At 70.3% G+C, this 21,081-nt stretch carries 21 protein-coding genes; 17 read left to right on the top strand and 4 right to left on the bottom strand.

Annotated elements, in window-relative coordinates:
• The first annotated feature begins 7 nt into the window (after positions 1 to 7).
• The 4 genes from ABZ876_RS22740 to ABZ876_RS22725 all read left to right on the top strand — a co-directional run bounded on the left by ABZ876_RS22740 (position 8) and on the right by ABZ876_RS22725 (position 4,295).
• Complete coding sequence (locus tag ABZ876_RS22740) at positions 8 to 844, top strand: chorismate synthase (protein WP_361784019.1); 837 nt, start codon at positions 8 to 10, stop codon at positions 842 to 844.
• Positions 841 to 1,968, top strand: a complete 1,128-nt coding sequence (gene menC, locus ABZ876_RS22735; RefSeq protein ID WP_361784016.1) for an o-succinylbenzoate synthase — start codon at positions 841 to 843, stop codon at positions 1,966 to 1,968. The genes ABZ876_RS22740 and menC overlap by 4 nt, the downstream gene beginning before the upstream one ends.
• Before the next feature lie 26 nt (positions 1,969 to 1,994).
• Positions 1,995 to 2,786: a S16 family serine protease gene (locus ABZ876_RS22730; protein WP_361784013.1), complete on the top strand. Its 792-nt coding sequence runs from the start codon at positions 1,995 to 1,997 to the stop codon at positions 2,784 to 2,786.
• A 228-nt stretch (positions 2,787 to 3,014) separates the two neighbouring features.
• Positions 3,015 to 4,295 (top strand): MFS transporter, encoded by a 1,281-nt coding sequence (locus ABZ876_RS22725; RefSeq protein WP_361784010.1) that lies wholly within the window; start codon positions 3,015 to 3,017, stop codon positions 4,293 to 4,295.
• A 134-nt stretch (positions 4,296 to 4,429) separates the two neighbouring features.
• On the opposite strand, the gene ABZ876_RS22720 is transcribed toward ABZ876_RS22725, so the two are convergent.
• On the bottom strand, positions 4,430 to 4,909 hold the full coding sequence (locus ABZ876_RS22720; protein ID WP_361784007.1) for an Lrp/AsnC family transcriptional regulator: 480 nt from the start codon (positions 4,907 to 4,909) through the stop codon (positions 4,430 to 4,432).
• A gap of 122 nt (positions 4,910 to 5,031) precedes the next feature.
• Between ABZ876_RS22720 and hppD the strand changes: the two genes are divergently transcribed.
• From hppD to ABZ876_RS22700, 4 genes are all read left to right on the top strand, one after another.
• On the top strand, positions 5,032 to 6,177 hold the full coding sequence (gene hppD / locus ABZ876_RS22715; RefSeq protein WP_361784004.1) for a 4-hydroxyphenylpyruvate dioxygenase: 1,146 nt from the start codon (positions 5,032 to 5,034) through the stop codon (positions 6,175 to 6,177).
• 101 nt (positions 6,178 to 6,278) lie between these two features.
• A complete protein-coding gene (locus ABZ876_RS22710) occupies positions 6,279 to 7,685 on the top strand; it encodes an FAD-linked oxidase C-terminal domain-containing protein (protein ID WP_361784001.1) in 1,407 nt (468 codons plus the stop codon).
• Between the two features lie 195 nt (positions 7,686 to 7,880).
• On the top strand, positions 7,881 to 9,380 hold the full coding sequence (locus ABZ876_RS22705) for an RDD family protein (protein ID WP_361783998.1): 1,500 nt from the start codon (positions 7,881 to 7,883) through the stop codon (positions 9,378 to 9,380).
• A 54-nt stretch (positions 9,381 to 9,434) separates the two neighbouring features.
• Positions 9,435 to 10,133, top strand: coding sequence for an RDD family protein (locus ABZ876_RS22700; protein ID WP_361783995.1), 699 nt, complete (start codon positions 9,435 to 9,437; stop codon positions 10,131 to 10,133).
• Between the two features lie 52 nt (positions 10,134 to 10,185).
• Here ABZ876_RS22700 and ABZ876_RS22695 read toward each other — a convergent pair whose 3' ends face one another.
• Complete coding sequence (locus ABZ876_RS22695; protein WP_361783992.1) at positions 10,186 to 10,473, bottom strand: hypothetical protein; 288 nt, start codon at positions 10,471 to 10,473, stop codon at positions 10,186 to 10,188.
• A gap of 522 nt (positions 10,474 to 10,995) precedes the next feature.
• On the opposite strand from ABZ876_RS22695, the gene ABZ876_RS22690 reads away from it, so the two are divergent.
• Positions 10,996 to 13,323: an immune inhibitor A domain-containing protein gene (locus ABZ876_RS22690; RefSeq protein WP_361783989.1), complete on the top strand. Its 2,328-nt coding sequence runs from the start codon at positions 10,996 to 10,998 to the stop codon at positions 13,321 to 13,323.
• Between the two features lie 169 nt (positions 13,324 to 13,492).
• Positions 13,493 to 13,825, top strand: coding sequence for a hypothetical protein (locus tag ABZ876_RS22685; RefSeq protein ID WP_361783986.1), 333 nt, complete (start codon positions 13,493 to 13,495; stop codon positions 13,823 to 13,825).
• 10 nt (positions 13,826 to 13,835) lie between these two features.
• Here the strand turns inward: ABZ876_RS22685 and ABZ876_RS22680 are convergent, their stop codons facing one another.
• A complete protein-coding gene (locus tag ABZ876_RS22680; protein WP_361783983.1) occupies positions 13,836 to 14,420 on the bottom strand; it encodes an isochorismatase family protein in 585 nt (194 codons plus the stop codon).
• A gap of 167 nt (positions 14,421 to 14,587) precedes the next feature.
• Complete coding sequence (locus tag ABZ876_RS22675) at positions 14,588 to 15,916, bottom strand: nicotinate phosphoribosyltransferase (protein WP_361783980.1); 1,329 nt, start codon at positions 15,914 to 15,916, stop codon at positions 14,588 to 14,590.
• Positions 15,917 to 16,008: 92 nt separating this feature from the next.
• Here ABZ876_RS22675 and clpS point away from each other — a divergent pair, with 92 nt between their 5' ends.
• The 7 genes from clpS to ABZ876_RS22640 all read left to right on the top strand — a co-directional run bounded on the left by clpS (position 16,009) and on the right by ABZ876_RS22640 (position 20,826).
• Entirely contained in the window at positions 16,009 to 16,326 is a 318-nt protein-coding gene (gene clpS / locus ABZ876_RS22670; RefSeq protein WP_361783977.1) for an ATP-dependent Clp protease adapter ClpS, read from the top strand.
• A gap of 36 nt (positions 16,327 to 16,362) precedes the next feature.
• Positions 16,363 to 16,968 (top strand): DUF2017 domain-containing protein, encoded by a 606-nt coding sequence (locus ABZ876_RS22665; protein WP_361783974.1) that lies wholly within the window; start codon positions 16,363 to 16,365, stop codon positions 16,966 to 16,968.
• A gap of 364 nt (positions 16,969 to 17,332) precedes the next feature.
• Positions 17,333 to 18,784: an amino acid permease gene (locus ABZ876_RS22660; protein ID WP_361783971.1), complete on the top strand. Its 1,452-nt coding sequence runs from the start codon at positions 17,333 to 17,335 to the stop codon at positions 18,782 to 18,784.
• Positions 18,785 to 18,858: 74 nt separating this feature from the next.
• Positions 18,859 to 19,281, top strand: coding sequence for a M67 family metallopeptidase (locus ABZ876_RS22655; protein ID WP_361783968.1), 423 nt, complete (start codon positions 18,859 to 18,861; stop codon positions 19,279 to 19,281).
• 79 nt (positions 19,282 to 19,360) lie between these two features.
• A complete protein-coding gene (locus ABZ876_RS22650; protein WP_361783965.1) occupies positions 19,361 to 19,456 on the top strand; it encodes a putative leader peptide in 96 nt (31 codons plus the stop codon).
• A 115-nt stretch (positions 19,457 to 19,571) separates the two neighbouring features.
• The gene (locus ABZ876_RS22645; protein WP_361783962.1) at positions 19,572 to 19,859 is read left to right on the top strand and encodes a MoaD/ThiS family protein; all 288 of its coding nucleotides are present in this window, start codon (positions 19,572 to 19,574) and stop codon (positions 19,857 to 19,859) included.
• 16 nt (positions 19,860 to 19,875) lie between these two features.
• On the top strand, positions 19,876 to 20,826 hold the full coding sequence (locus ABZ876_RS22640; RefSeq protein ID WP_361783959.1) for a cysteine synthase: 951 nt from the start codon (positions 19,876 to 19,878) through the stop codon (positions 20,824 to 20,826).
• Positions 20,827 to 21,081: the final 255 nt, after the last annotated feature.

The following is a 21,081-nucleotide window of genomic DNA, read 5'->3' as shown; positions in this document are numbered from 1 at the left end:
TCGACTCATGACAGCAGCACCGGAACAGTCGGCGGCCCGTGAGCGGGCGGCGCGGCTCGCCGACGCCGCGGCGCGCAGCGCCGGCGTCCATCTGCGGACCGTGGACGACGTGGCGGGCCTCGCCGCCGTGGCCGACTTCTTCAGCGATGTGTGGCGGACACCCCGGAGCACCCCGCCGTACCCGGCGGAGGTGCTGCACAGCCTGGTGCACGCGGGCGGGGCCGTGCACGCCGCGTTCGCCGGCGACCGGCTGGCCGGGGCCTCGGTCGCCGTGTTCGGGCGGCCCGCCGACACATGCGCCTACTCCCTCGTGGCGGCCGCCGACCGCGGCCTCGGCTATGCGGTGAAGCAGGCCCAGCGCGCCTGGCTACTGGAGCGCGGGGCCCGCACCCTGCGCTGGACCTTCGACCCGCTGGTCGGCCGCAACGCCCGATTCAACCTGGTGAAGCTGGGCGCGACCGGCAGCGAGTACCTCGTGGACTTCTACGGTCCGATGACCGACGGCGTGAACGACGGCGACGAGAGCGACCGGCTGACGGTGACCTGGGATCTGGCGGCACCCCGTAAGCCGGACGAGATCGCCGGCCGTGCCGCCGCACCCGTCGCCGGCACCGCCCCGGACGGCGGCCCGCTCGCCCACCGCTCTCGCGACGGACGCCGTGTGTGGTGCCGTGTACCCGACGACATCCTCGCCCTGCGCGCCGCCGACCCGGCCCTCGCCCTGCGCTGGCGGCATGCCGTCCGCGACGTGTTCGTGGCGGCCTTCGCCGAGGGGCGCACGGCGACGGGCATGTCCCGGGACGGCTGGTACACGCTCACCCGCGAGGAGGACTCCCCGGCATGAAGCTCGAACGCGTCGAGATCGTCCATGTGGCGATCCCCCTGGTCACCCCGTTCCGCACCTCGTTCGGGACCATGACCACGAAGGACACCTTCCTGCTGCACGTCGTCACCGACGCCGCCGAGGGCTGGTCGGAGTTCGCGGCCGACCCCGAGCCCCTGTACTGCTCGGAGTTCGTGGCGGGCGCCGAGATCGTCCTGCGCGACTTCCTGCTGCCGCGTGTCGCCGCGCTGCCGCACCTCACCACGGTCGCGGTCGCCCCGGCCATGGCGAAGATCAAGGGGCACGAGCTGGCCAAGGCGGCCCTGGAGACGGCGGTCCTGGACGCGGAGCTGCGCGCGCACGGCATGCCCCTGGCCACCTACCTGGGGGCCGTAAGGGACCGGGTGCCGGCCGGCGTGTCCGTCGGCATCAAGGGCTCGCTCCCCGAACTGCTGGACGACGTCGAGCGATATCTCGCCGAGGGCTATGTCCGGATCAAGCTGAAGATCGAGCCCGGCTGGGACGTGGAGCCCGTACGGGCCGTCCGCGAGCGCTTCGGGGACGCACTTCCGCTCCAGGTCGACGCGAACACGGCGTACACGCTCGCCGACGCCGAACACCTCGGGAAGCTGGACGAGTTCGGGCTGCTGCTCATCGAGGAGCCGCTGGAGGAGAACAATCTCCACGCCCACGCACGGCTCCAGCAGCGCATCGCGACCCCCGTCTGTCTGGACGAGTCCCTGCACAACGCCCGCGACACCGCCTCCGCGATCGCCATGGACGCCTGCCGTGTCGTCAACGTGAAGCCCGCACGGGTCGGCGGCTACCTGGAAGCCCGCCGCGTGCACGACGTGGCACACGCGCACGGGGTGCCGGTGTGGTGCGGCGGCATGCTGGAGACGGGCATCGGGCGGGCGCCCAACCTCGCGCTGGCCGCCCTGCCCGGCTTCACGCTCCCCGGTGACACCTCGGCGTCCGCCCGCTACTTCGCCGAGGACATCACCGAGCCGTTCGTGCTCCAGGACGGCCATCTGCCGGTGCCGTCGGCGCCCGGCATCGGCATCGCGCCGCTCCCGGGGGCGCTGCGGCGTTTCACCGTCGGGCGCAGAGACCTGTTCGGGCCCGGCGACCTGTACGGGGGCTGAAGTCCTTGTCACGTTAGATTGATCCCGTGCTCTCTCGCCTCTCCCGCCCCAAGGCCGTCGCCGTCTGCGCTCTGCCCGTCGTGGCCCTGTTCGCCACGGCGGTGTTCGTGCCGCTGCCGTTCTCCGTGGCGCAGCCCGGCATCACGGCCAACGTCCTCGGCGAGAACAAGGGCACACCCGTGATCACGGTGAGCGGGGCGCCCATGCGCACGACCACGGGCCAGCTGCGGATGACGACGATCGAGGCGACCGGCCCCGACGCGGACGTCGCGCTCGGCGATGTGATCGACGGCTGGTTCCGCACGGACCGCGCGGTGATGCCGCGCGACGCGGTCTACCCGAGCGGCAACACCGTCAAGGAGATCGAGCGGCACAACGCCGAGCAGATGCAGCAGTCGCAGGACGCGGCGAGCCGGGCGGCCCTGAGGTACCTGCACATCAGCGAGAAGGACGTCAAGGTCACGCTGAAGCTCGCGGACGTCGGCGGCCCCAGCGCGGGCCTGCTGTTCTCCCTCGGGATCATCGACAAGCTGGAGGGCGACGGCGGCGGCGGTGACCTCACGGGCGGCCGCACCATCGCCGGTACGGGCACGATCGACGCGGCGGGCAACGTGGGCGCGGTCGGCGGGGTCGCCCTCAAGTCGCAGGCAGCCCGCCGTGACGGCGCGACGGTGTTCCTGGTTCCGAAGGAGGAGTGCGCCGACGCGCGCGCGGACCTCCCGAAGGGTCTGCGGCTGGTCCCGGTGACCACACTGAACGGCGCGGTCGACGCACTGGTGGCCCTGGAGAAGGGCAAGGGCTCGGTACCGAGCTGCTGAAGCCGACCGACGGCCCGGCGGCGTTCCGCCGGGCCGTGGCGCGGTCGGCAACTGCGGAGCGCCGGGGGGCTCTTCAGGAGCGGCTCGTTCCGCTATGTTGTTACCGCTGCGTAGTTCACACCTCAACCAGGCATATGGACTACTGGTGCTGTCATGCGCATGACCGCGACGCCCTGACGCCGCTTCGCGCCCCTTTCGCGCCCCCGCTCACCGAAAGCCCCCCAGTTCGTGACCGTCTCCCTCTACGAGGCCCGACCGGCCGGTCGGCATGCGGCAGTGCCCACGGGCAGTCTGTTCCGGCGGGTCTACGCACCGCGCGCCTGCGACGCACTCGCCTACTCCATGGCGACCTATGCCATGCCCCTCGTGGTGCTGGCGACCACCGGATCCGCCTCCCTGACGGGCCTGGCCTTCGCGCTGGAGTGGCTACCGCGGGTGGCCGCGTTCAGCTTCGCCGGTGGCCTGGTGGACCGCAGCGGCGCGGCCATCGTGTGCTTCATCGCCTCGCTGGTCCGGGCCCTGGTGGTGGCGGGCGCCGGTGTCGCGCTGACCGTGCTGCCCGGGGGGACGGCCGAGACCGTCACCGTCATGGCGCTGGCCGCGGTGACCGGTGCCCTCACACAGTTCAGCTTCATCGCCAACGAGGCGGTCGGAGCCATCGTCAGCCGCCGGACCGAAGGGCAGTCCCACAAGGTGCAGTCGGTGCTGATCGGCATCGACCAGACGGCCACCCTCGTCGGCCCGGCCCTGGGCGGCGTCCTGCTCCTGACCGGTCCGACCCGTATGCTCGCCTGCCTGAGTGTGCTGTCCTTCCTGTCGGCCGGGCTCGCCCTCCAGACCCCGCCCACTCCGCTGCGCGCCGGGCGCCCGGGCGGACAGGGCACGGGCGGGGGCATGCGGGAAGGCTGGAAGACCCTGCGCTCACTACCGTCCCTGCGGCGGCTGGTCGCCGGGCTGGCCTGCTCCAACCTCGCGCTCGGGCTGCTCCAGTCGGCCAGCCCCGTCCTCGTGGAGGGCCGCTTCGGCCGGTCCCCGGCCGCCGTCGGCACGCTCTGGTCGGTCGCCGCCGCCGCCACCCTGGTCGCCGTCACCTGCTGCCGGTTCGCGCTCAACCGGCTGGGCCTGTGGGGGGTCGGCGTCATCAGCGCGACGATCGCGGCCGCCGCCTGTCTCGCCGTGCCCGCGGCCCCCTCCTACGCCGGCTACACGGCCCTCGTGGCCCTGTTCATGGCCGCCGACGGCGGGCTCACCGTGGTCCTGCGCACCCTGCGCTCGCTGATCATCCCGCCCGCGGCCTTCGGCACCACCCTCTCCCTGACCATCCTGCTTCTGCTGCTGCCCTTCCCCGTGGCCGGCGTCGTGCTCGCCCTCACCCCGCCGCCGTATCTCACCGACGCCATGGGAGCGTGCGCACTGGTGCAGGCCCTGACCCTGCTCGTCACCTTCGTACGGCTGCGCAAGGACCCCGTGCTGCGCGCCACCGCGGATCCGGCCCGCCGCGGGTCCTGAGCCGGCCGCCCGGCGGGAGCCGCCGGATGCCCACGGGCCGGTGCACCCAGGTCCGATCCCGGGTCCTGCGACGCTAGTGCCCCAACAGGCGACGTTCGCCCCGTCGCGACGGGCAAAAAGTGCGTGCCGGGGCACTAGGCCCGCTCCTGGTCCTGCGCCGCCTGTTCCACCAGCGGGATGATCCGCAGCGGAACCGGGTTTTCCATGACGATCGCCGTCGAGGCGCGGACGATGCCCTCGAAACCGACCACCCGGTCGATCACCCGCTGGAGATCGGCGTTGGAGCGGGCCACCAGACGGCACAGCATGTCCCCGCTGCCGGTGGTGGTGTGCAGTTCCAGGACCTCGGGCACGGTCGCCAGGTGGGCGCGCACGTCCGGGCCCTGGCCCTGGCGGATCTGGAGCGTGGCGAACGCCGTGACGGGGTAGCCCAGCGCGGCCGGTTCCACCTGGGGCCCGAAGCCGCGGATCACCCCGTGCGCCTGGAGGCGGTCCAGGCGAGCCTGGGCCGTACCGCGGGCCACCCCGAGCCGCCGGGACATCTCCAGCACGCCGATCCGAGGCTCGCGAGCCAGCAGCACGATGAGCCGGGCGTCCAGATGATCGATCGCCATACCGCACTCCCCGATGGTCATCCTGTACAGAACGCCCGGCACTCCGGGCGCCTTGCTGGGCAGATTGCCCAGCCGATACACAAACTATTGCGCACCTTGCGGAGACGGGTGAGGCTGCGGACATGACGCAGACCACACACCACACTCCTGACACCGCGCGCGAGGCAGACCCCTTCCCGGTCAAGGGAATGGACGCGGTCGTCTTCGCCGTGGGCAACGCCAAGCAGGCCGCGCACTACTACTCCACCGCCTTCGGGATGCGGCTCGTGGCCTACTCCGGACCGGAGACCGGCAACCGCGAGACCGCCTCGTACGTCCTGGAGAACGGCTCCGCCCGTTTCGTCCTCACCTCGGTCGTCAAGCCCGCCACCGACTGGGGCACCTTCCTGGCCCGGCACGTGGCCGAGCACGGTGACGGTGTGGTCGACCTCGCCATCGAGGTTCCGGACGCGCGCGCGGCGTACGCGTACGCGATCGAGCACGGCGCCCGCTCGGTCGCCGAGCCCTACGAGCTGAAGGACGAGCACGGCGTCGTCGTCCTGGCCGCGATCGCCACCTACGGCGAGACCCGCCACACCCTGGTGGAACGCACCGGCTACGACGGCCCCTACCTCCCCGGCTACGTCGCCGCCGACCCCATCGTCGAGCCGCCCGCGCACCGCACCTTCCAGGCGATCGACCACTGCGTCGGCAACGTCGAACTCGGCCATATGGACGAGTGGGTCGGGTTCTACAACAAGGTCATGGGCTTCACGAACATGAAGGAGTTCGTGGGCGACGACATCGCGACCGAGTACAGCGCGCTGATGTCCAAGGTCGTCGCCGACGGGACGCTCAAGGTCAAGTTCCCGATCAACGAGCCCGCCATCGCCAAGAAGAAGTCCCAGATCGACGAGTACCTGGAGTTCTACGGCGGCCCCGGCGTGCAGCACATCGCGCTCAACACCAACGACATCGTGCGCACGGTCCGTACGATGCGCGCGGCCGGTGTGCGGTTCCTCGACACCCCGGACTCGTACTACGACACCCTCGGCGAGTGGGTCGGCGACACCCGCGTCCCCGTGGAGACCCTGCGCGAGCTGAAGATCCTCGCCGACCGCGACGAGGACGGCTATCTGCTCCAGATCTTCACCAAGCCGGTCCAGGACCGCCCGACGGTCTTCTTCGAGATCATCGAGCGCCACGGCTCCATGGGGTTCGGCAAGGGCAACTTCAAGGCGCTGTTCGAGGCGATCGAGCGCGAGCAGGCCAAGCGCGGAAACCTGTGACCCGCCCGCCCGTGCCTCCGGGGCCCTGACACCAGGGTCCCGGAGGGGGGCCACGGCGGTCGCCCCGTGGGCTTCCCACCGCAGTCCCCGGGTGCGACGCTGTGATCATGAGCCGTATCGAAGCCCCGCGCGACGAAGTCACCGGCAACCTCCTCGACCGTCTCCGGGCGGGCCTGCCCCCCGAGGCCGTCCTGGCCGACCCCGACGTCACGGCCTCGTACGCGAACGACATGGCGAGCTTCTGCGCGGCCGGCACCCCGGCCGTGGTCGTGCTGCCGCGCACCGTCGAGCAGGTCCAGCACGTCATGCGGACCGCCACCGAACTGCGGGTCCCGGTCGTCCCGCAGGGCGCCCGCACCGGCCTTTCGGGCGGGGCGAACGCCTCCGACGGCTGCATCGTGCTCTCGCTCACGAAGATGGACCGGATCCTGGAGATCAGTCCGGTCGACCGCATCGCCGTAGTCGAGCCGGGCGTCGTCAACGCCACGCTCTCCCGCGCGGTGGGCGAACACGGCCTGTTCTACCCGCCGGACCCCTCCAGTTGGGAGATGTGCACGATCGGCGGGAACATCGGCACGGCCTCCGGCGGCCTGTGCTGCGTCAAGTACGGGGTCACCGCCGAGTACATCCTCGGCCTCGACGTCGTCCTCGCCGACGGCCGCCTGCTGTCCACCGGCCGCCGCACCGCCAAGGGCGTCGCCGGATACGACCTCACCCGGCTCTTCGTCGGCTCCGAGGGCTCGCTCGGCGTCGTCGTCCGCGCGATCCTGGCCCTGCGGCCCAAGCCGCCGCAACCGCTGGTGCTGGCCGCCGAGTTCGCCTCAGCGGCCGCGGCCTGCGACGCCGTGTGCCGCATCATGGCGGGCGGACATGTGCCCTCCCTGCTGGAACTGATGGACCGTACGACCGTCAAGGCCGTCAACGACCTCGCGCACATGGGCCTGCCGGAGACCACCGAGGCGCTGCTGCTCGCCGCCTTCGACACCCCGGACCCGGCCGCCGACCTCGCCGCGGTCGGCACGCTGTGCGAGGCCGCGGGCGCCACCCAGGTCGTCCCGGCCGACGACGCCGCCGAGTCCGAACTCCTGCTCAAGGCCCGCCGGTTGTCGCTCACCGCGCTGGAGGCCGTCAAGGGCACGACGATGATCGACGACGTGTGTGTGCCCCGCTCGCGGCTGGGCGACATGCTCGAAGGGGTCGAGCGGATCGCCGAGAAGTACGGCCTGACGATAGGCGTCTGCGCGCACGCCGGCGACGGCAACACGCACCCGACCGTCTGCTTCGACGCCCAGGACCCCGGCGAGTCGCGGCGCGCCCGTGAGTCCTTCGACGAGATCATGCAGCTCGGCCTGGAACTCGGCGGCACGATCACCGGGGAGCACGGGGTGGGCGTGCTGAAGAAGGAGTGGCTGGCGCGCGAGATCGGCCCGGTGGGCGTGGAGACGCACCGGGCGATCAAACAGGTCTTCGACCCCCTGGGTATCTTGAACCCGGGCAAGGTCTTCTGAGGGTTCTCAGGGGAGCCCGCCGGTGCCAACGCGCGTTTCCGAGAACTTTCTTTCGGGTGTGTCCCGGGTGTGTGAAGGGAGTGCGCGCTGTCGCCCGGAAAGGGGTGGGAACGGGCGGAGCGGCCGTGCCCCCTGCCCGCTTCTGATAGATGTGGATGCCCACACGACCCCCCGAGCAGATACGGGACGACGGACATGAGCGCCCCCACCCCGGCACCCGGTGACGACAGGCCCCGCGAAGGGTACTACCCGGATCCGTCCATTCCCGGATACGTCCGGTACTGGAACGGGGCCGCCTGGGTGCCCGGGACCAGCAGGCCGGCGCCCACCGACGGCACACCGCCGGCCCCGCCGTCCTCGACGGACCCCGCTGGGCCCTCCGTGGAGGAGACGGGCCCGCACTTCTTCGACGAGGACCCGGCCGACGAGCCCGGCCCGGCGAACCCGGCCGGAGACCCGCACGGCAGCCGTCCGCAGCCCGCCTCGGCCTGGGGCGCCGACCGATCCCGGCAGTCGGGGTTCGGTCGAGACCAGGACCGCCGGGTGGCCTGGGGCGGCTCCGGGACCGCCGACCCGCGGATCCCGCTCGCGGGCAAGCCCGACGGCAGGGCGACCAGCACCGACGGCACCGCGACGTTCCCGCCCGCCGCGACCGGATCCGGCCCGGGCGCGGACCCCGCGCCCTCCGAGAGCACCATGGCGTTCCGTGCGCTCTCCCAGCGCACGGGGGAGCAGGGCGACGGCGCGGGGGCGGCCGGTTCCGGCCCGGGGCAGACGGCCGCACGTACGCCGAGCGTCCAGGCCGCGGGCCGCCAGGCGCTCGGCCTGGACCCCAAGGCGCCTCAGGCCGCCCCGCCAGGGAACGCCCAGGCGCCGCAGGCCGCGGCACCGACGGCGCCGGCGGCGGGAACGTCCGTGCAACAGCCGGCCGGGAGCCCGCCGCAGCAGCCGGCCGGTTCGCTCGCCCAGCAGCCCGCAACGAGCCTGCCGCAGCAGCCCACGGGGCCTTCCGCGCCCTCGGCCGCGGGCCCGGGCGCGCCGTCGCCCACGGGCTCCGCCACGCCCATGACCACGGGCCCCGGCGGCGGCCAGCCCTCGTGGGCGCAGCAGGTCCACCGGCTTGCGAGCGCGGCCGGCGACGGTGACCGGCCGCCCGCGCCGTGGAAGCCGCCGGTGGAGGACCCGTTCCTGGCGGCCGCCCGGGAGCAGGCGGCGGCCCGGCCCGCCGGTCTCGGCAAGCGGCTGGCCGCCCGGTTGCTGGACACCCTGATCGTGGGGGCGGTCACGGGCGTGGCCGCGGTACCGCTGGCCACCAAGGCGATCGACCACATCAACGGCAAGATCGACGCGGCCAGGCTGTCCGGGCGGTCCGTCACGGTCTGGCTGCTCGACGGCACGACCTCGGTCTATCTCGCCATCGTGCTCGCCGTGCTCCTCGGTTTCGGCGTGCTCTACGAGGTGCTGCCCACCGTCCGGTGGGGCCGCACGCTCGGCAAGAAGCTGTGCGGCCTGGAGGTGCGGGACATCGAGGGCCATGAGCCGCCGACCTTCGGGCCGGCCCTGCGGCGCTGGCTCGTCTACAGCGTTCCTGGCGTGCTGGGTGTCGGTGTCGTCGGCGTCCTGTGGTGCCTGTTCGACCGTCCCTGGCGCCAGTGCTGGCACGACAAGGCGGCGCACACGTTCGTGGCGGGCTGACCCGGACGGACCTCTACGGATGCGGAGCCGCGGGGTTCGCGGTCGACTCGGGCCATGAGCACCGAACCGCCGCCCCCCGGCTCCGGGGACTCTCCGGAGGACGACCCGTTCAGGAAGAAGCAGCCCCCGTCGTCCGAGGGCGGCGGTCCCGCGTACGGCAGCGAGCCCCCGCCCGGCGGGGGCCCCTACGGGGAGGGAGGCCCCTACGGGCCGCCGCCGGGGGGTGGGGGCCCGTACGGCGGCGGCGCCCCGTACGGGGAGGGAGGCCCCTACGGTCCCTACGGCGACACGGATCCCCTCGCCGGAATGCCCCCGCTGGCCGACAGCGGCAAACGTGTGCTCGCCCGGATCATCGACATGATCATCGTGGGGGTGGTGGTCTGGCTGCTGTCCTGGGTGTTCCGCACCACCGAGTACAACGTGGAGGCGGGCAGGATCGAGTACGGCAAGTCCGTCGGCCAGTCCGTGATCGCCGCCGTGCTCTACATCGCGTACGACACCGTGATGATCTCCCGGTCGGGCCAGACGATCGGCAAGATGCTGCTGAACATGCGGGTGGCCAACCTGGAGAACGGTTCCACCCCCTCGGTGCAGGCCGCGCTGATCCGCGCGGCCGTGCTGTGGCTGCCGTTCGCGTTCTGCTGCGCCTGTGTCTGGACCGCCATCTGCGGCGGCTGGAGCTTCTTCGACCGGCCCTACAAGCAGGGACTGCACGACAAGGCGGCCAGGACCGTGGAGGTCAGCACGGTGTGACCGGTCCGGGGCGCAGGGGACGGCCCGGAGAGCAGCGGGCGGGATGCCCGATTCAGCGGTTGGCCGTCTCGTGCACGGACTCGGCGGGTGTGGCGGAGCCGACGGATGCCGTCGGGCGTCCGTCCTGGGCGGACGGCCGGCCGGCGGACCGCGCGCCGGACGACGCGGGCCGCGGCAGGGGAACCGTCACGGCGACCAGGAGCCCGAGGGCGAGCGCCGCGAGGGCGATCACGGTGATCCCCAGGCCCGAACTCGTCTGGGACAGCAACAGCATGGCGAGGGTCGAGAAGATCACGGTGCAGGAACCGTAGGCGAGCTGTGCGGCGTTCGGACGAGGCATGGCGATTCCTCGGGGTGGGGGTCTCCCCCCGTGCCTCTCGCGATGGGGGAGGATGCGGACAACTGCGGACGACTATGGGGCACTTGGGGCGTAGCTGAGAATCGTGGCCTGACAACGGTGTCGACAGCGCAATCCGTCGTCGTTTCGACGCTCCGCCTATCGACTCTATTCGCCTCCATGCCCGAGGGGAACGGCCGGTAAGCGTGACCTAACCCACGGTGCCGATGCATTGGGGGCGCACGGAGTCATGCAGTCCACCAACTGGACGGACATGCGCGCCGGTTGACAGGGGACTATGCCGTCTGCAAGCCGTCCGTGTGCCGTGCGTCCGCCGTTCGCATGGGGTTCGTATACCGAACATCTCGTCCTCCTAATGCATTTGACCTGTCCAAGTCAAGGTCTGTCTTTTCTCGTAAACCTCCGGTCAAATGTCGTCACTTGACACACGCGTACCCCGCGCGCGGACCTCCCTACGACCAGGACCCCCTTCCGCGCGCACGGACGCGTCGGGGAGGACTTCAAGTGACCAGTAGACCCTGGACGTTCAGAGCAGCCGCGACCGTCGTCGCGCTCGCGGCGGCCACCGCCACTCTCTCGACGTCCGCCATAGCCCAGGGCAGCGGAAACGCCTCCGCGGCCCACGTCGACCGGCACGACCCGCAGCCGGTCGCGACCAGGGAGCACAACTTCGACGGACCGCTGAGCAAGACCCAGGAGGCTCAGCGGGAAGAAGCGCTCAACCGGGTCATATCCGGAAAGGCGACGGTCGCCGACCGTGGCGCCTCCAAGGTGGTGAAGCTCAGCAGCGGCAAGTACGTCGAACTCGCCCGCGAGCGTACCGACAAGATCTTCACCATCCTCGCGGAGTTCGGCACGAAGACGTCGCCGGAGTACGGCGGCACGGCCGGCCCCAAGCACAACCGGATAGCCGCGCCGAACCGCGCCACGGACAACAGCACCGAGTGGCAGTCGGACTACAACCGGCAGCACTACCAGGACCTCTACTTCTCCACGGACCCGAAGAAGAAGTCCCTGAAGCAGTTCTACGAGAAGGCGTCCTCCGGCCGCTACTCGGTCGACGGCCAGGTTCAGGACTGGGTCAAGGTCGACTACAACGAGGCCCGGTACGGCAGCAACAAGTGCGACACCTGCGCGTGGAACCTGGTTGCCGACGCCCTGACGAAGTGGGTCGCCCAGCGCAAGGCCGCCGGTGACACCGACGCCCAGATCAAGGCCAAGGCCGCCCAGTACGACAAGTGGGACCGCTACGACTACGACGGCGACGGCAACTTCAACGAGCCCGACGGGTACATCGACCACTTCCAGGTCGTGCACGCCGGTGAGGACGAGTCCGCGGGTGGCGGAGCCCAGGGCGAGGACGCGATCTGGGCCCACCGCTGGTACGCGTTCGGCACGGACTCCGGCAGGACCGGCCCCGAGGGCAACAGGCTCGGCGGCACGCAGATCGGTGACACCGGTATCTGGGTCGGCGACTACACCATCCAGCCGGAGAACGGCGGACTCGGCGTCTTCGCCCACGAGTACGGCCACGACCTGGGCCTGCCCGACAACTACGACACCACCGGCAACGCCGACAACTCCACCGGGTTCTGGGACCTGATGTCCTCCGGCTCCTGGCTCGGCACCGGCAAGAACAGCATCGGCGACACCCCCGGCGACTTCACCGCCTGGGACAAGCTCCAGCTGGGCTGGCTGAAGTACCGGACCGTCACCTCCCGCGCCACATCGGTGACGAAGATCGGGTACACGGAGTACAACACCAAGGACCCGCAGGCGCTGGTCGTCGCGCTGCCGAAGAAGACCGTCACCACGGATCTGATTCCCCCGGCGAGCGGCTCGTACCAGTGGTGGAGCGGCAGCGGCAACGGGCTCAACAACACGCTGACCCGCGATGTCGACCTCACCGGCAAGTCGTCGGCCACGCTGTCCCTCAAGGGCTACTACGACATCGAGCAGAACTACGACTTCCTGTACACGGAGGTCTCCGCCGACGACGGCGCCACCTGGACGCCGGTGGACGGCACGGTGAACGGCGCCGCGATCCCGCGTGACGCCAGCCACCAGCCCGCGCTGACCGGCACCCTCGACAAGTACGGCGCCCTGGTCTACCCGCTGGACGCCTACGCCGGAAAGAAGATCAAGCTGCGCTTCCGCTACACCACCGACACCGGTGTGGCCAAGAAGGGCTTCGCGGCGGACGACATCGCCATCACCGCCGACGGCTCCTCCCTCTTCACCGACGGCGCCGAGAACGGCAACGGTGACTGGGCGGTGAACGGCTTCTCGGTCAAGGGCGCGTCCTACAGCGGCGACTACGCCCAGTACTACATCGCCGAGAACCGCCAGTACGTGTCGTACGACACGACCCTGAAGACCGGCCCGTACAACTTCGGCTTCCAGAACACCAAGCCGAACTGGGTGGAGCACTACCCGTACCAGAACGGTCTGCTGGTCTGGTACTGGGACACCTCGCAGGCGGACAACAACGTCAGCGAGCACCCGGGCCAGGGCCTCATCCTGCCCGTCGACGCCCACGCCAAGCCGCTGAAGTGGACGGACGGCACCTACCTGCGCACGCGCATGCAGGGCTACGACTCCCCGTTCACCCTGGAGTCCACGGACGCGATCACGCTGCACAACAACGGCGTGGCCACCAAGATCAAGAGCCAGCGGGGCGTCGGGGTCTTCGACGACCACAAGGGCACCTACTACTACTCCGCGACTCCGTTCGCGAGCGTGAAGGTGCCGGACACCCACACGAAGATCAGGCTGCTGCGGCAGACGAAGAACGGCAGCGTACTGACAGTGGCGGTGCAGCCGTCCCGGTGACACCCGCCGGATGATCTCGTCCGGAGTGGAACCGCTCACAAACTGAACAGCGTTTGCGCAGGTCAGAGCATGATCGGCCGCGACCCTCTGGCGGGTCGCGGCCGTTCGTGTTTAGGTGCGTCCTGTGGCTCTCTTATTGACATCAGGTCTCACGGGGGTGTGAACGCGCATGGCCGCAGGAGGTTTCTGCAAGCTGCCGAGCGGCAGTGTGGTGGTGGCGCTGAACCTGCCCAGCCCGGGTTCGGCGGGCGGTTTCGTCCGCGTGCTGGTGCTCGCCCAGAACCGCGCCCGGGCGCTGACGCGCCTGCGCAATCTGGGCCTGCGCGCGGTGTATCTGCGTGGCAACGCGGCCCCGCCGACCCCCGACGAGATCACCGCGGTCCTGCACCATCCCGACGGCCTGATATGGCGCACGGCCCCCGACAGCGCGGCCCAGGAACTGTCGCAGGAGCTGTGGCATCCGATCAGGGCCCTGCTGCGCCAGAAGGCGCCGCAGGCCTGAGCTGCACGGGCTACACCACCGGCTTGCCGGACAGCTCCACCCCGGCTTCCCGGAGCTCCTCGAGCGCCCGCTGCGTGGTCTGCTCGGACACCCCGGCGGTCAGGTCCAGCAGCACGTGGGTGCGGAAACCGTTCCGTACGGCGTCCAGGGCGGTGGCGCGCACACAGTGGTCCGTGGCGATGCCCACCACATCCACCTCGTCGATCTCCCGCTCCCGCAGCCAGTCGGCCAGCGGCACCCCGTTCTCGTCGACCCCCTCGAACCCGCTGTACGCCGCCGAGTACGCCCCCTTGTCGAAGACGGCGTCGATCGCCCCGGAGGCGACCGCCGGGGCGAAGTTGGGGTGGAAGCCCACGCCCTCGGTGCCGGCCACACAGTGCGCGGGCCACGAGTGCACATAGTCGGGGTTGTCGGCGAAGTGCCCGCCCGGCGCGATGTGGTGGTCCCGGGTGGCCGCGACATGGCGGTACCCGGCGGGAGCCTGCCCGATCAGCTCGGTGATCGCGGCGGCCACATCGGCACCTCCGGCCACCGCGAGGCTGCCGCCTTCACAGAAGTCGTTCTGTACGTCTACGACGATCAAGGCGCGGCGCATGGTCGGTGTCCTTCGGCTCGGCAGCGGTTCGACAGGGGAGGGGTACGGGGCCCGGCCGTCTGTACGAACTACCGAGCCTAGAGACTTCGCGGGGCGGACGGGAGGGGGCACGAGGGGGTCGGTCCGGTGCGTGGGTGCGCTGCCGTCGCATTCCCCCAGTCACCCGGTCAGAGGTACTCGGTCGGAATGACCGGTTCCCCGCGCGAGAGCTGGGTCGCCGACAGCGGCAGATTGGCGCGTGCGGCCACGTGCCGGTCGCGTGCGGCGTCCAGCGGCTCGCGGGCGACGACCTCTCCGCCCTTGATCAACTGGACCAGCAGCTGCCGGTCCGCCAGCTCGTCCGGTACCGGCCCGGTGCCCAGGACCTCGGCCTCGGCCACCCCGTCCTCGTCGAGTCGCCGCGCCGCCCACTTGCGTCCGCCGATGGACGTCTTGCCGCCGGTCGACTTCTTCGCGACCGGCACCAGCGGGGACTTCGGATCCGCCGACTCGGACCGGGCGACCAGCTTGTAGACCATCGAGCAGGTGGGGTGCCCGGAGCCCGTGACCAGCTGGGTGCCGACGCCGTACGCGTCCACCGGGGCCGCCCGCAGCGAGGCGATCGCGTACTCGTCCAGGTCCGAGGTCACGATGATCTTCGTCTTGGTGGCGCCCAGCGCGTCGAGCTGATGCCGGACCCGGTGCGCGATCAGCAGCAGATCGCCGGAGTCGATGCGGACGGCGCCCAGCTCGGGCCCGGCCACCTCGACGGCCAGCCGCACGGCCTCGGCGACGTCGTAGGTGTCCACCAGCAGCGTGGTGCCCCGGCCCAGCGACTCCACCTGGGCCCGGAAGGCGTCCCGCTCGCTGTCGTGCAGCAGCGTGAAGGCGTGCGCGGACGTCCCGACCGTGGGAATCCCGTACCGGAAGCCGGCCGCCAGGTCCGAGGTGGTGCTGAAGCCGCCGATGTACGCGGCGCGCGAGGCGGCGACGGCGGCCAGCTCGTGGGTGCGGCGGGCGCCCATCTCGATCAGCGGCCGGCCGTCGGCGGCGGAGGACATGCGGGAGGCGGCGGCCGCCACGGCGGAGTCGTGGTTGAGGATCGAAAGGATCACGGTCTCCATGAGCACGCACTCGGCGAAGGAGCCCTCGACCCGCAGGATCGGCGAGCCCGGGAAGTACACCTGCCCCTCCGGGTAGCCCCATATGTCGCCGCCGAAGCGGTATGCGGCGAGCCACTGGAGCGTCTCCTCGTCGACGATCCCGCGCTCCCGCAGGAATCCGATGACGCCCGCGTCGAAGCGGAAGTTCTCCACCGCGTCCAGGACGCGTCCGGTGCCGGCGACGACGCCGTAGCGGCGCCCTTCCGGCAGCCGCCGGGTGAAGACCTCGAAGACGGAGCGCCGCTCGGCGGTACCCGCGGCGAGAGCGGCCTGCAGCATCGTCAGTTCGTAGTGGTCGGTGAAGAGCGCTGTCGAGGGAACGTCCACCGGCAGCCCAAGGTCCGCAGTGTTCATGGGCGCTGATCGTACTCCCATCTCGTCAGTCTGACGATTTGTGCCGGTGGCGGGGGTGTCCGTTTGTGCGAGCCCCCCCTGTAGATGGCAGCATGGGCCGTGTGACGGCTCCCGCACCCCTTGAGATCGAGAAGACCGAGTCGGCGGAGGAAGAGTTCGCCGTCCCGGAACCGGACGTCCCCTGGGTGACGATCGTCCACAACGACCCGGTCAACCTGATGAGCTATGTGACGTATGTCTTTCAGATGTACTTCGGGTACACCAAGGACAAGGCCACGAAGCTGATGCTCGACGTCCACCACAAGGGCCGGGCGGTCGTCTCCAGCGGGACGCGCGAGGAGATGGAGCGCGACGTGCAGGCCATGCACGGCTACGGTCTGTGGGCCACCCTTCAGCAGGACCGCAAGTAGCGCCAGCCGTAGATCCGTCAAGCAGCGAAAAGACCCATGCCAGGACACTTCGAACCGCTCCCCGGCGGCGGCGCGGCCGTCGCGCTCGACGACGTCGAGATCTCCATCATCCGGTCGCTGGCCGTTCAGCTGCTGGAACTCATCGGGCCCGGCCCGGCCGAGGACACCCCCGACGACCCGCTGGCCGAGCTGTTCGCGGAGGGTCCGAGCGAACCGCCCTCCGACCCGGTGCTGCGCCGCCTGTTCCCGGACGCCTACGGCGGCCCCGGCGGCGGGCCGGTCTCGCCCGAGGAGGCCGACGAGCGACGCGTTTACTCCGCGGAGTTCCGCCGTTTCACCGAGAACGACCTGCGTGCGCGCAAGCGCGAGAACGCCCTCGCGGTGATCCGCTCACTGGACGGCCTGACCTCGGTGAGCGGGGAGGGCGGGGTGCTGAAGCTGGCACGCGGGGACTGTGAGCAGTGGCTGAGCGCCCTCAACGATCTGCGTCTGGCGATCGGTTCCCGGCTGGAGATCGCCGACGAGGACGACACCGACCACCTCTACGAGCTGCCGGACGACGATCCGCGCAAGCCGATGGTGATGGCGTACCTGTGGCTCGGCGGCCTCCAGGAAACCCTCGTCACAACCCTTCTGCCCTGACGGCGTCCGGACGTATGCCCTGAAGTGCGGACATCGTCCCGCGCCGGGCCCTGCTCCGGTGTTCGCTCAGAGGACGCTCAAATCCGGATAACGATCGCGTCACCGTTGCGGCCGTGTTTGTCCCATCCGGTAGTTCTTTGTCCGCTTCTTCCGGTGCGGTGCGTCACATGTCGCGCCGCCGATCAATGTTGCGGCCGTGATAAATCTTCACGACCGCCCGAGGGACACCACCCATGTCCGCTCGGGTGCGCCACCGAGTCGGCGGACCGCCGGCCAGGCACAACTCCATTACATCCGGGGGGATCGGAACCCGGTCCGAAGCCATGGGACTGGCTCGGGTCGGCGTGGAGAAAGGCGCACCAACATGACCTCATCGCAGGTCGGCAAGCAGTACGACGGCAGTGAGGCCGTGGGCGGCGACGCCCCCGAGGAGGGGTACGAGCGCGGGCTCGGCAGCCGCCAGGTCCAGATGATCGCGATCGGCGGCGCCATCGGCGTCGGCCTCTTTCTGGGTGCCGGGGCGAACATCGCCAAGGCCGGGCCCAGCCTGATCCTGATGTACGCCCTCGCGGGCGTGATCATCTTCTTCATCATGCGGGCACTCGGCGAGCTGCTCCTCTACCGCCCGGTCTCGGGCTCCTTCGCGGAGTACTCCCGCGAGTTCATCGGCCCGTTCTTCGGCTACTTCACCGGCTGGACGTACTGGCTGATGTGGGTGGTGACCGGCATGGCCGAGCTGACGGCCGCCGCGATCTACGTCCACTACTGGTTCCCGCACATCCCGCAGTGGGTGACGGCACTGGTCTTCCTGGTGGTCCTGTTCGTGGCCAACCTGATCTCGGTGAAGCTGTTCGGCGAGATCGAGTTCTGGTTCTCGATGGTCAAGGTCACCGCGCTCATCGGCATGATCGTGATCGGTCTCGGTGTGCTCACCTTCGGCTTCAGCGCGGCCGGTGACACCGCCTCGGTCGCCAACCTCTGGCAGTTCGACGGCTTCTTCCCCAAGGGCATCGGCTCCTCGCTGATGACTCTTCAGGGCGTCATGTTCGCCTACCTGGCCGTCGAGCTCGTCGGTGTGACGGCCGGTGAGTCGGAGGACCCGGAGAAGACCCTCCCCAAGGCGATCAACACCCTGCCCTGGCGCATCGCCCTGTTCTACGTCGGCGCCCTCACCGTCATCCTGTGCGTGGTGAAGTGGACCTCGTTCGCGGAGGGCGTCAGCCCCTTCGTGAAGGCCTTCGCCGTCATCGGCATCCCGGCCGGCGCGGGCATCGTCAACTTCGTGGTGCTCACCGCCGCCCTGTCGTCCTGCAACTCCGGCATGTACTCCACGGGCCGCATGCTGCGCACCCTGGCGGACAACGGCGAGGCCCCCCGGGTCTTCAGCAAGCTGTCGGCCTCCAAGACCCCGGCCCTCGGCATCACCGTCTCGGTCGCCTTCATGGGCATCGGCGTGGTCCTGAACTACGTCGTCCCGGAGAAGGCCTTCGGCTACGTCACCTCGGTGGCCACCGCGGCCGGCATCTGGACCTGGCTGATGATCCTGGTCAGCCACGTCCTGTACCGCCGTGCGGTCGACGCCGGCCGGCTGCCCGCCTCCTCCTTCCCGGCACCGGGCGGCGCGGTGTGCAGCTGGATCGCCATCGCGTTCCTGCTCTTCGTCACCTGCCTGATCGCGTACGACGCCGACTCCCGCGTCTGCCTGTACGTCATGGCCGTGTGGGCGGCCGCCCTGGCCATCGGCTGGGCCGTGCTGAAGGCCCGCAACCCGGAGGTCGCCCAGCGCCGCGAGTCGGAGCTGGAGAAGGTCGGCTGAGCGCACCGCTCACCATGTGGGCCGTTCCGTACCACCTCTCGGTACGGAACGGCCCTTCTCTTATCCTGACCCTCATGCTGACCATCACCCAGGCTCTGTACGACCGGATCATCGCCCACGCCCGCGAGGACCACCCCGACGAGGCGTGCGGCGTGGTCGCGGGTCCGGCGGGCTCCGGCCGCCCCGAGCGCTTCATCCCGATGCTGAACGCGGCCCGCTCCCCGACGTTCTACGAGTTCGACTCCGGCGACCTGCTCAAGCTGTACCGGGAAATGGACGACCTCGACGAGGATCCGGTGGTCATCTACCACTCCCACACCGCGACCGAGGCCTACCCCTCCCGCACGGACATCAGCTACGCCAACGAGCCGGGCGCCCACTACGTCCTGGTGTCCACCGCCGACACGGACGGCGCGGGCCCCTTCCAGTTCCGCTCGTTCCGGATCGTGGAGGGCGAGGTGACGGAGGAGGAGGTCACCGTGGTGGAGAGCTACTGATCCCGAGATTCGGTCAGAATTCATCCACCATGCGAGATCACACTCCGGGCACCGGCGGGGGAATCGATACGATGACCCCATGGTTTCCCACGACGTGAGCAAGAAGACGCCGGGCACGCTGCTCGTGGCGCGGCTGCACGTCGACCTGTGCAGGCTGAACAGCGCCATCTGTTGACGCAACCCTGCCGCCGTACGGCCGTGGGCCGCGGCGCCGCAACCGGCGTAGCCGGTGTTTCCTCGCGCTGCCGCGCGCCCACCGACCTGATCTCTTCCGACAGGAGCCCAAAGCCATGGCCATCGAGGTCCGCATCCCCACCATCCTCCGCCAGTACACCGACGGCCAGAAGGCCGTCGAAGGCAACGGGGAGACCCTCGCCGAGCTGTTCGCCGACCTCGAGACCCGCCACGCGGGCATCCAGGCCCGTATCGTCGACGAGGCCGCCGGCGGCGAACTGCGCCGCTTCGTGAACGTCTACCTGAACGACGAGGACGTCCGTTTCCTCGACGGCATCAACACCAAGGTCGCCGACGGCGACAATGTGACGATCCTGCCGGCGGTCGCCGGCGGCATGGCCTGACGGTCGCTGATCACCGATGCGCTACGACTCCCCGCTGGCCGCGGTGGGCAACACTCCTCTGGTGTGCCTGCCGCGGCTGTCGCCGTCCCCCGACGTCCGTATCTGGGCCAAGCTGGAGGACCGCAACCCGACCGGATCGGTCAAGGACCGGCCCGCACTCCACATGATCGAGCAGGCGGAGAAGGACGGCCGGCTGACCCCCGGCTGCACGATCCTGGAGCCCACGTCGGGCAACACGGGCATCTCCCTGGCCATGTCGGCCAAGCTCAAGGGCTACCGCATGGTGTGCGTGATGCCGGAGAACACCTCCCAGGAGCGCCGTGACCTGCTGGGCATGTGGGGCGCCGAGATCATCTCCAGCCCGGCCGCGGGCGGTTCCAACACCGCCGTGCGCGTCGCCAAGGAGCTGGCGGCCGAGCATCCGGACTGGGTGATGCTCTACCAGTACGGCAACCCGGACAACGCGGGCGCGCACTACGCGACGACCGGCCCCGAGATCCTCGCCGACCTGCCCTCCGTCACCCACTTCGTGGCCGGCCTCGGCACCACGGGAACGCTGATGGGCGTGGGCCGCTTTCTGCGCGAGCACAAGCCGGACGTGAAGATCGTCGCGGCGGAGCCCCGCTACGACGACCTGGTGTACGGGCTGCGCAACCTCGACGAGGGCTTCGTACCGGAGCTGTACGACGCGTCCGTGCTGACCACGCGCTTCTCGGTCGGCTCGGCGGACGCGGTGGCCCGTACCCGTGAACTCCTCCAGCAGGAGGGCATCTTCGCGGGCATCTCCACCGGTGCGGCCCTGCACGCCGCCCTCGGGGTCGGAAAGAAGGCCGTCCAGGCGGGCGAGAGCGCCGACATCGTCTTCGTGGTGGCCGACGGCGGCTGGAAGTACCTCTCGACCGGCGTCTACACGGCCGCCACGACGGAAGAGGCGATCGAGACACTCCAGGGCCAGCTCTGGGCCTAGGCCGCCTGCCTCTCATCAACGCGCCAACCCCCTCCTATGAGGGGGCTAAGCGCTGCTCATGGCGCGGCAAAGATCTCCCTTTGGCTATGCCCATCCTTTCGCGGTCCGGGTTACGTTCTCGCCGCGCCCTGTCATGTCACGCTCACTCGTGATCGCGGGGTGCTCAAGGTGTTCGAAGTGTCATGCCCATGATCGCGCGTCACCGCCGCTACGCGCGTCACGGCCTGTCACTCAGCTCGTGAATCCCCACTTCCG

The organism is Streptomyces sp. NPDC046931 (genome assembly GCF_040644655.1).
GTDB lineage: Bacteria > Actinomycetota > Actinomycetes > Streptomycetales > Streptomycetaceae > Streptomyces.
The sequence above is the reverse complement of the archived record's forward strand: the minus strand, read 5'-3'. Positions and strand labels throughout refer to the sequence as shown.

Bases quoted from the DNA above. Each gene is read 5' to 3' on its own strand.
- ABZ876_RS22740 (WP_361784019.1), top strand. From the start codon at position 8: ATGACAGCAGCACCGGAACAGTCGGCGGCCCGTGAGCGGGCGGCGCGG.
- menC (WP_361784016.1), top strand. From the start codon at position 841: ATGAAGCTCGAACGCGTCGAGATCGTCCATGTGGCGATCCCCCTGGTC.
- ABZ876_RS22720 (WP_361784007.1), bottom strand. From the start codon at position 4,909: ATGGCGATCGATCATCTGGACGCCCGGCTCATCGTGCTGCTGGCTCGC.
- hppD (WP_361784004.1), top strand. From the start codon at position 5,032: ATGACGCAGACCACACACCACACTCCTGACACCGCGCGCGAGGCAGAC.
- ABZ876_RS22705 (WP_361783998.1), top strand. From the start codon at position 7,881: ATGAGCGCCCCCACCCCGGCACCCGGTGACGACAGGCCCCGCGAAGGG.
- ABZ876_RS22700 (WP_361783995.1), top strand. From the start codon at position 9,435: ATGAGCACCGAACCGCCGCCCCCCGGCTCCGGGGACTCTCCGGAGGAC.
- ABZ876_RS22695 (WP_361783992.1), bottom strand. From the start codon at position 10,473: ATGCCTCGTCCGAACGCCGCACAGCTCGCCTACGGTTCCTGCACCGTG.
- ABZ876_RS22685 (WP_361783986.1), top strand. From the start codon at position 13,493: ATGGCCGCAGGAGGTTTCTGCAAGCTGCCGAGCGGCAGTGTGGTGGTG.
- ABZ876_RS22680 (WP_361783983.1), bottom strand. From the start codon at position 14,420: ATGCGCCGCGCCTTGATCGTCGTAGACGTACAGAACGACTTCTGTGAA.
- ABZ876_RS22675 (WP_361783980.1), bottom strand. From the start codon at position 15,916: ATGAACACTGCGGACCTTGGGCTGCCGGTGGACGTTCCCTCGACAGCG.
- clpS (WP_361783977.1), top strand. From the start codon at position 16,009: ATGGGCCGTGTGACGGCTCCCGCACCCCTTGAGATCGAGAAGACCGAG.
- ABZ876_RS22665 (WP_361783974.1), top strand. From the start codon at position 16,363: ATGCCAGGACACTTCGAACCGCTCCCCGGCGGCGGCGCGGCCGTCGCG.
- ABZ876_RS22660 (WP_361783971.1), top strand. From the start codon at position 17,333: ATGACCTCATCGCAGGTCGGCAAGCAGTACGACGGCAGTGAGGCCGTG.
- ABZ876_RS22655 (WP_361783968.1), top strand. From the start codon at position 18,859: ATGCTGACCATCACCCAGGCTCTGTACGACCGGATCATCGCCCACGCC.
- ABZ876_RS22650 (WP_361783965.1), top strand. From the start codon at position 19,361: ATGGTTTCCCACGACGTGAGCAAGAAGACGCCGGGCACGCTGCTCGTG.
- ABZ876_RS22645 (WP_361783962.1), top strand. From the start codon at position 19,572: ATGGCCATCGAGGTCCGCATCCCCACCATCCTCCGCCAGTACACCGAC.
- ABZ876_RS22640 (WP_361783959.1), top strand. From the start codon at position 19,876: ATGCGCTACGACTCCCCGCTGGCCGCGGTGGGCAACACTCCTCTGGTG.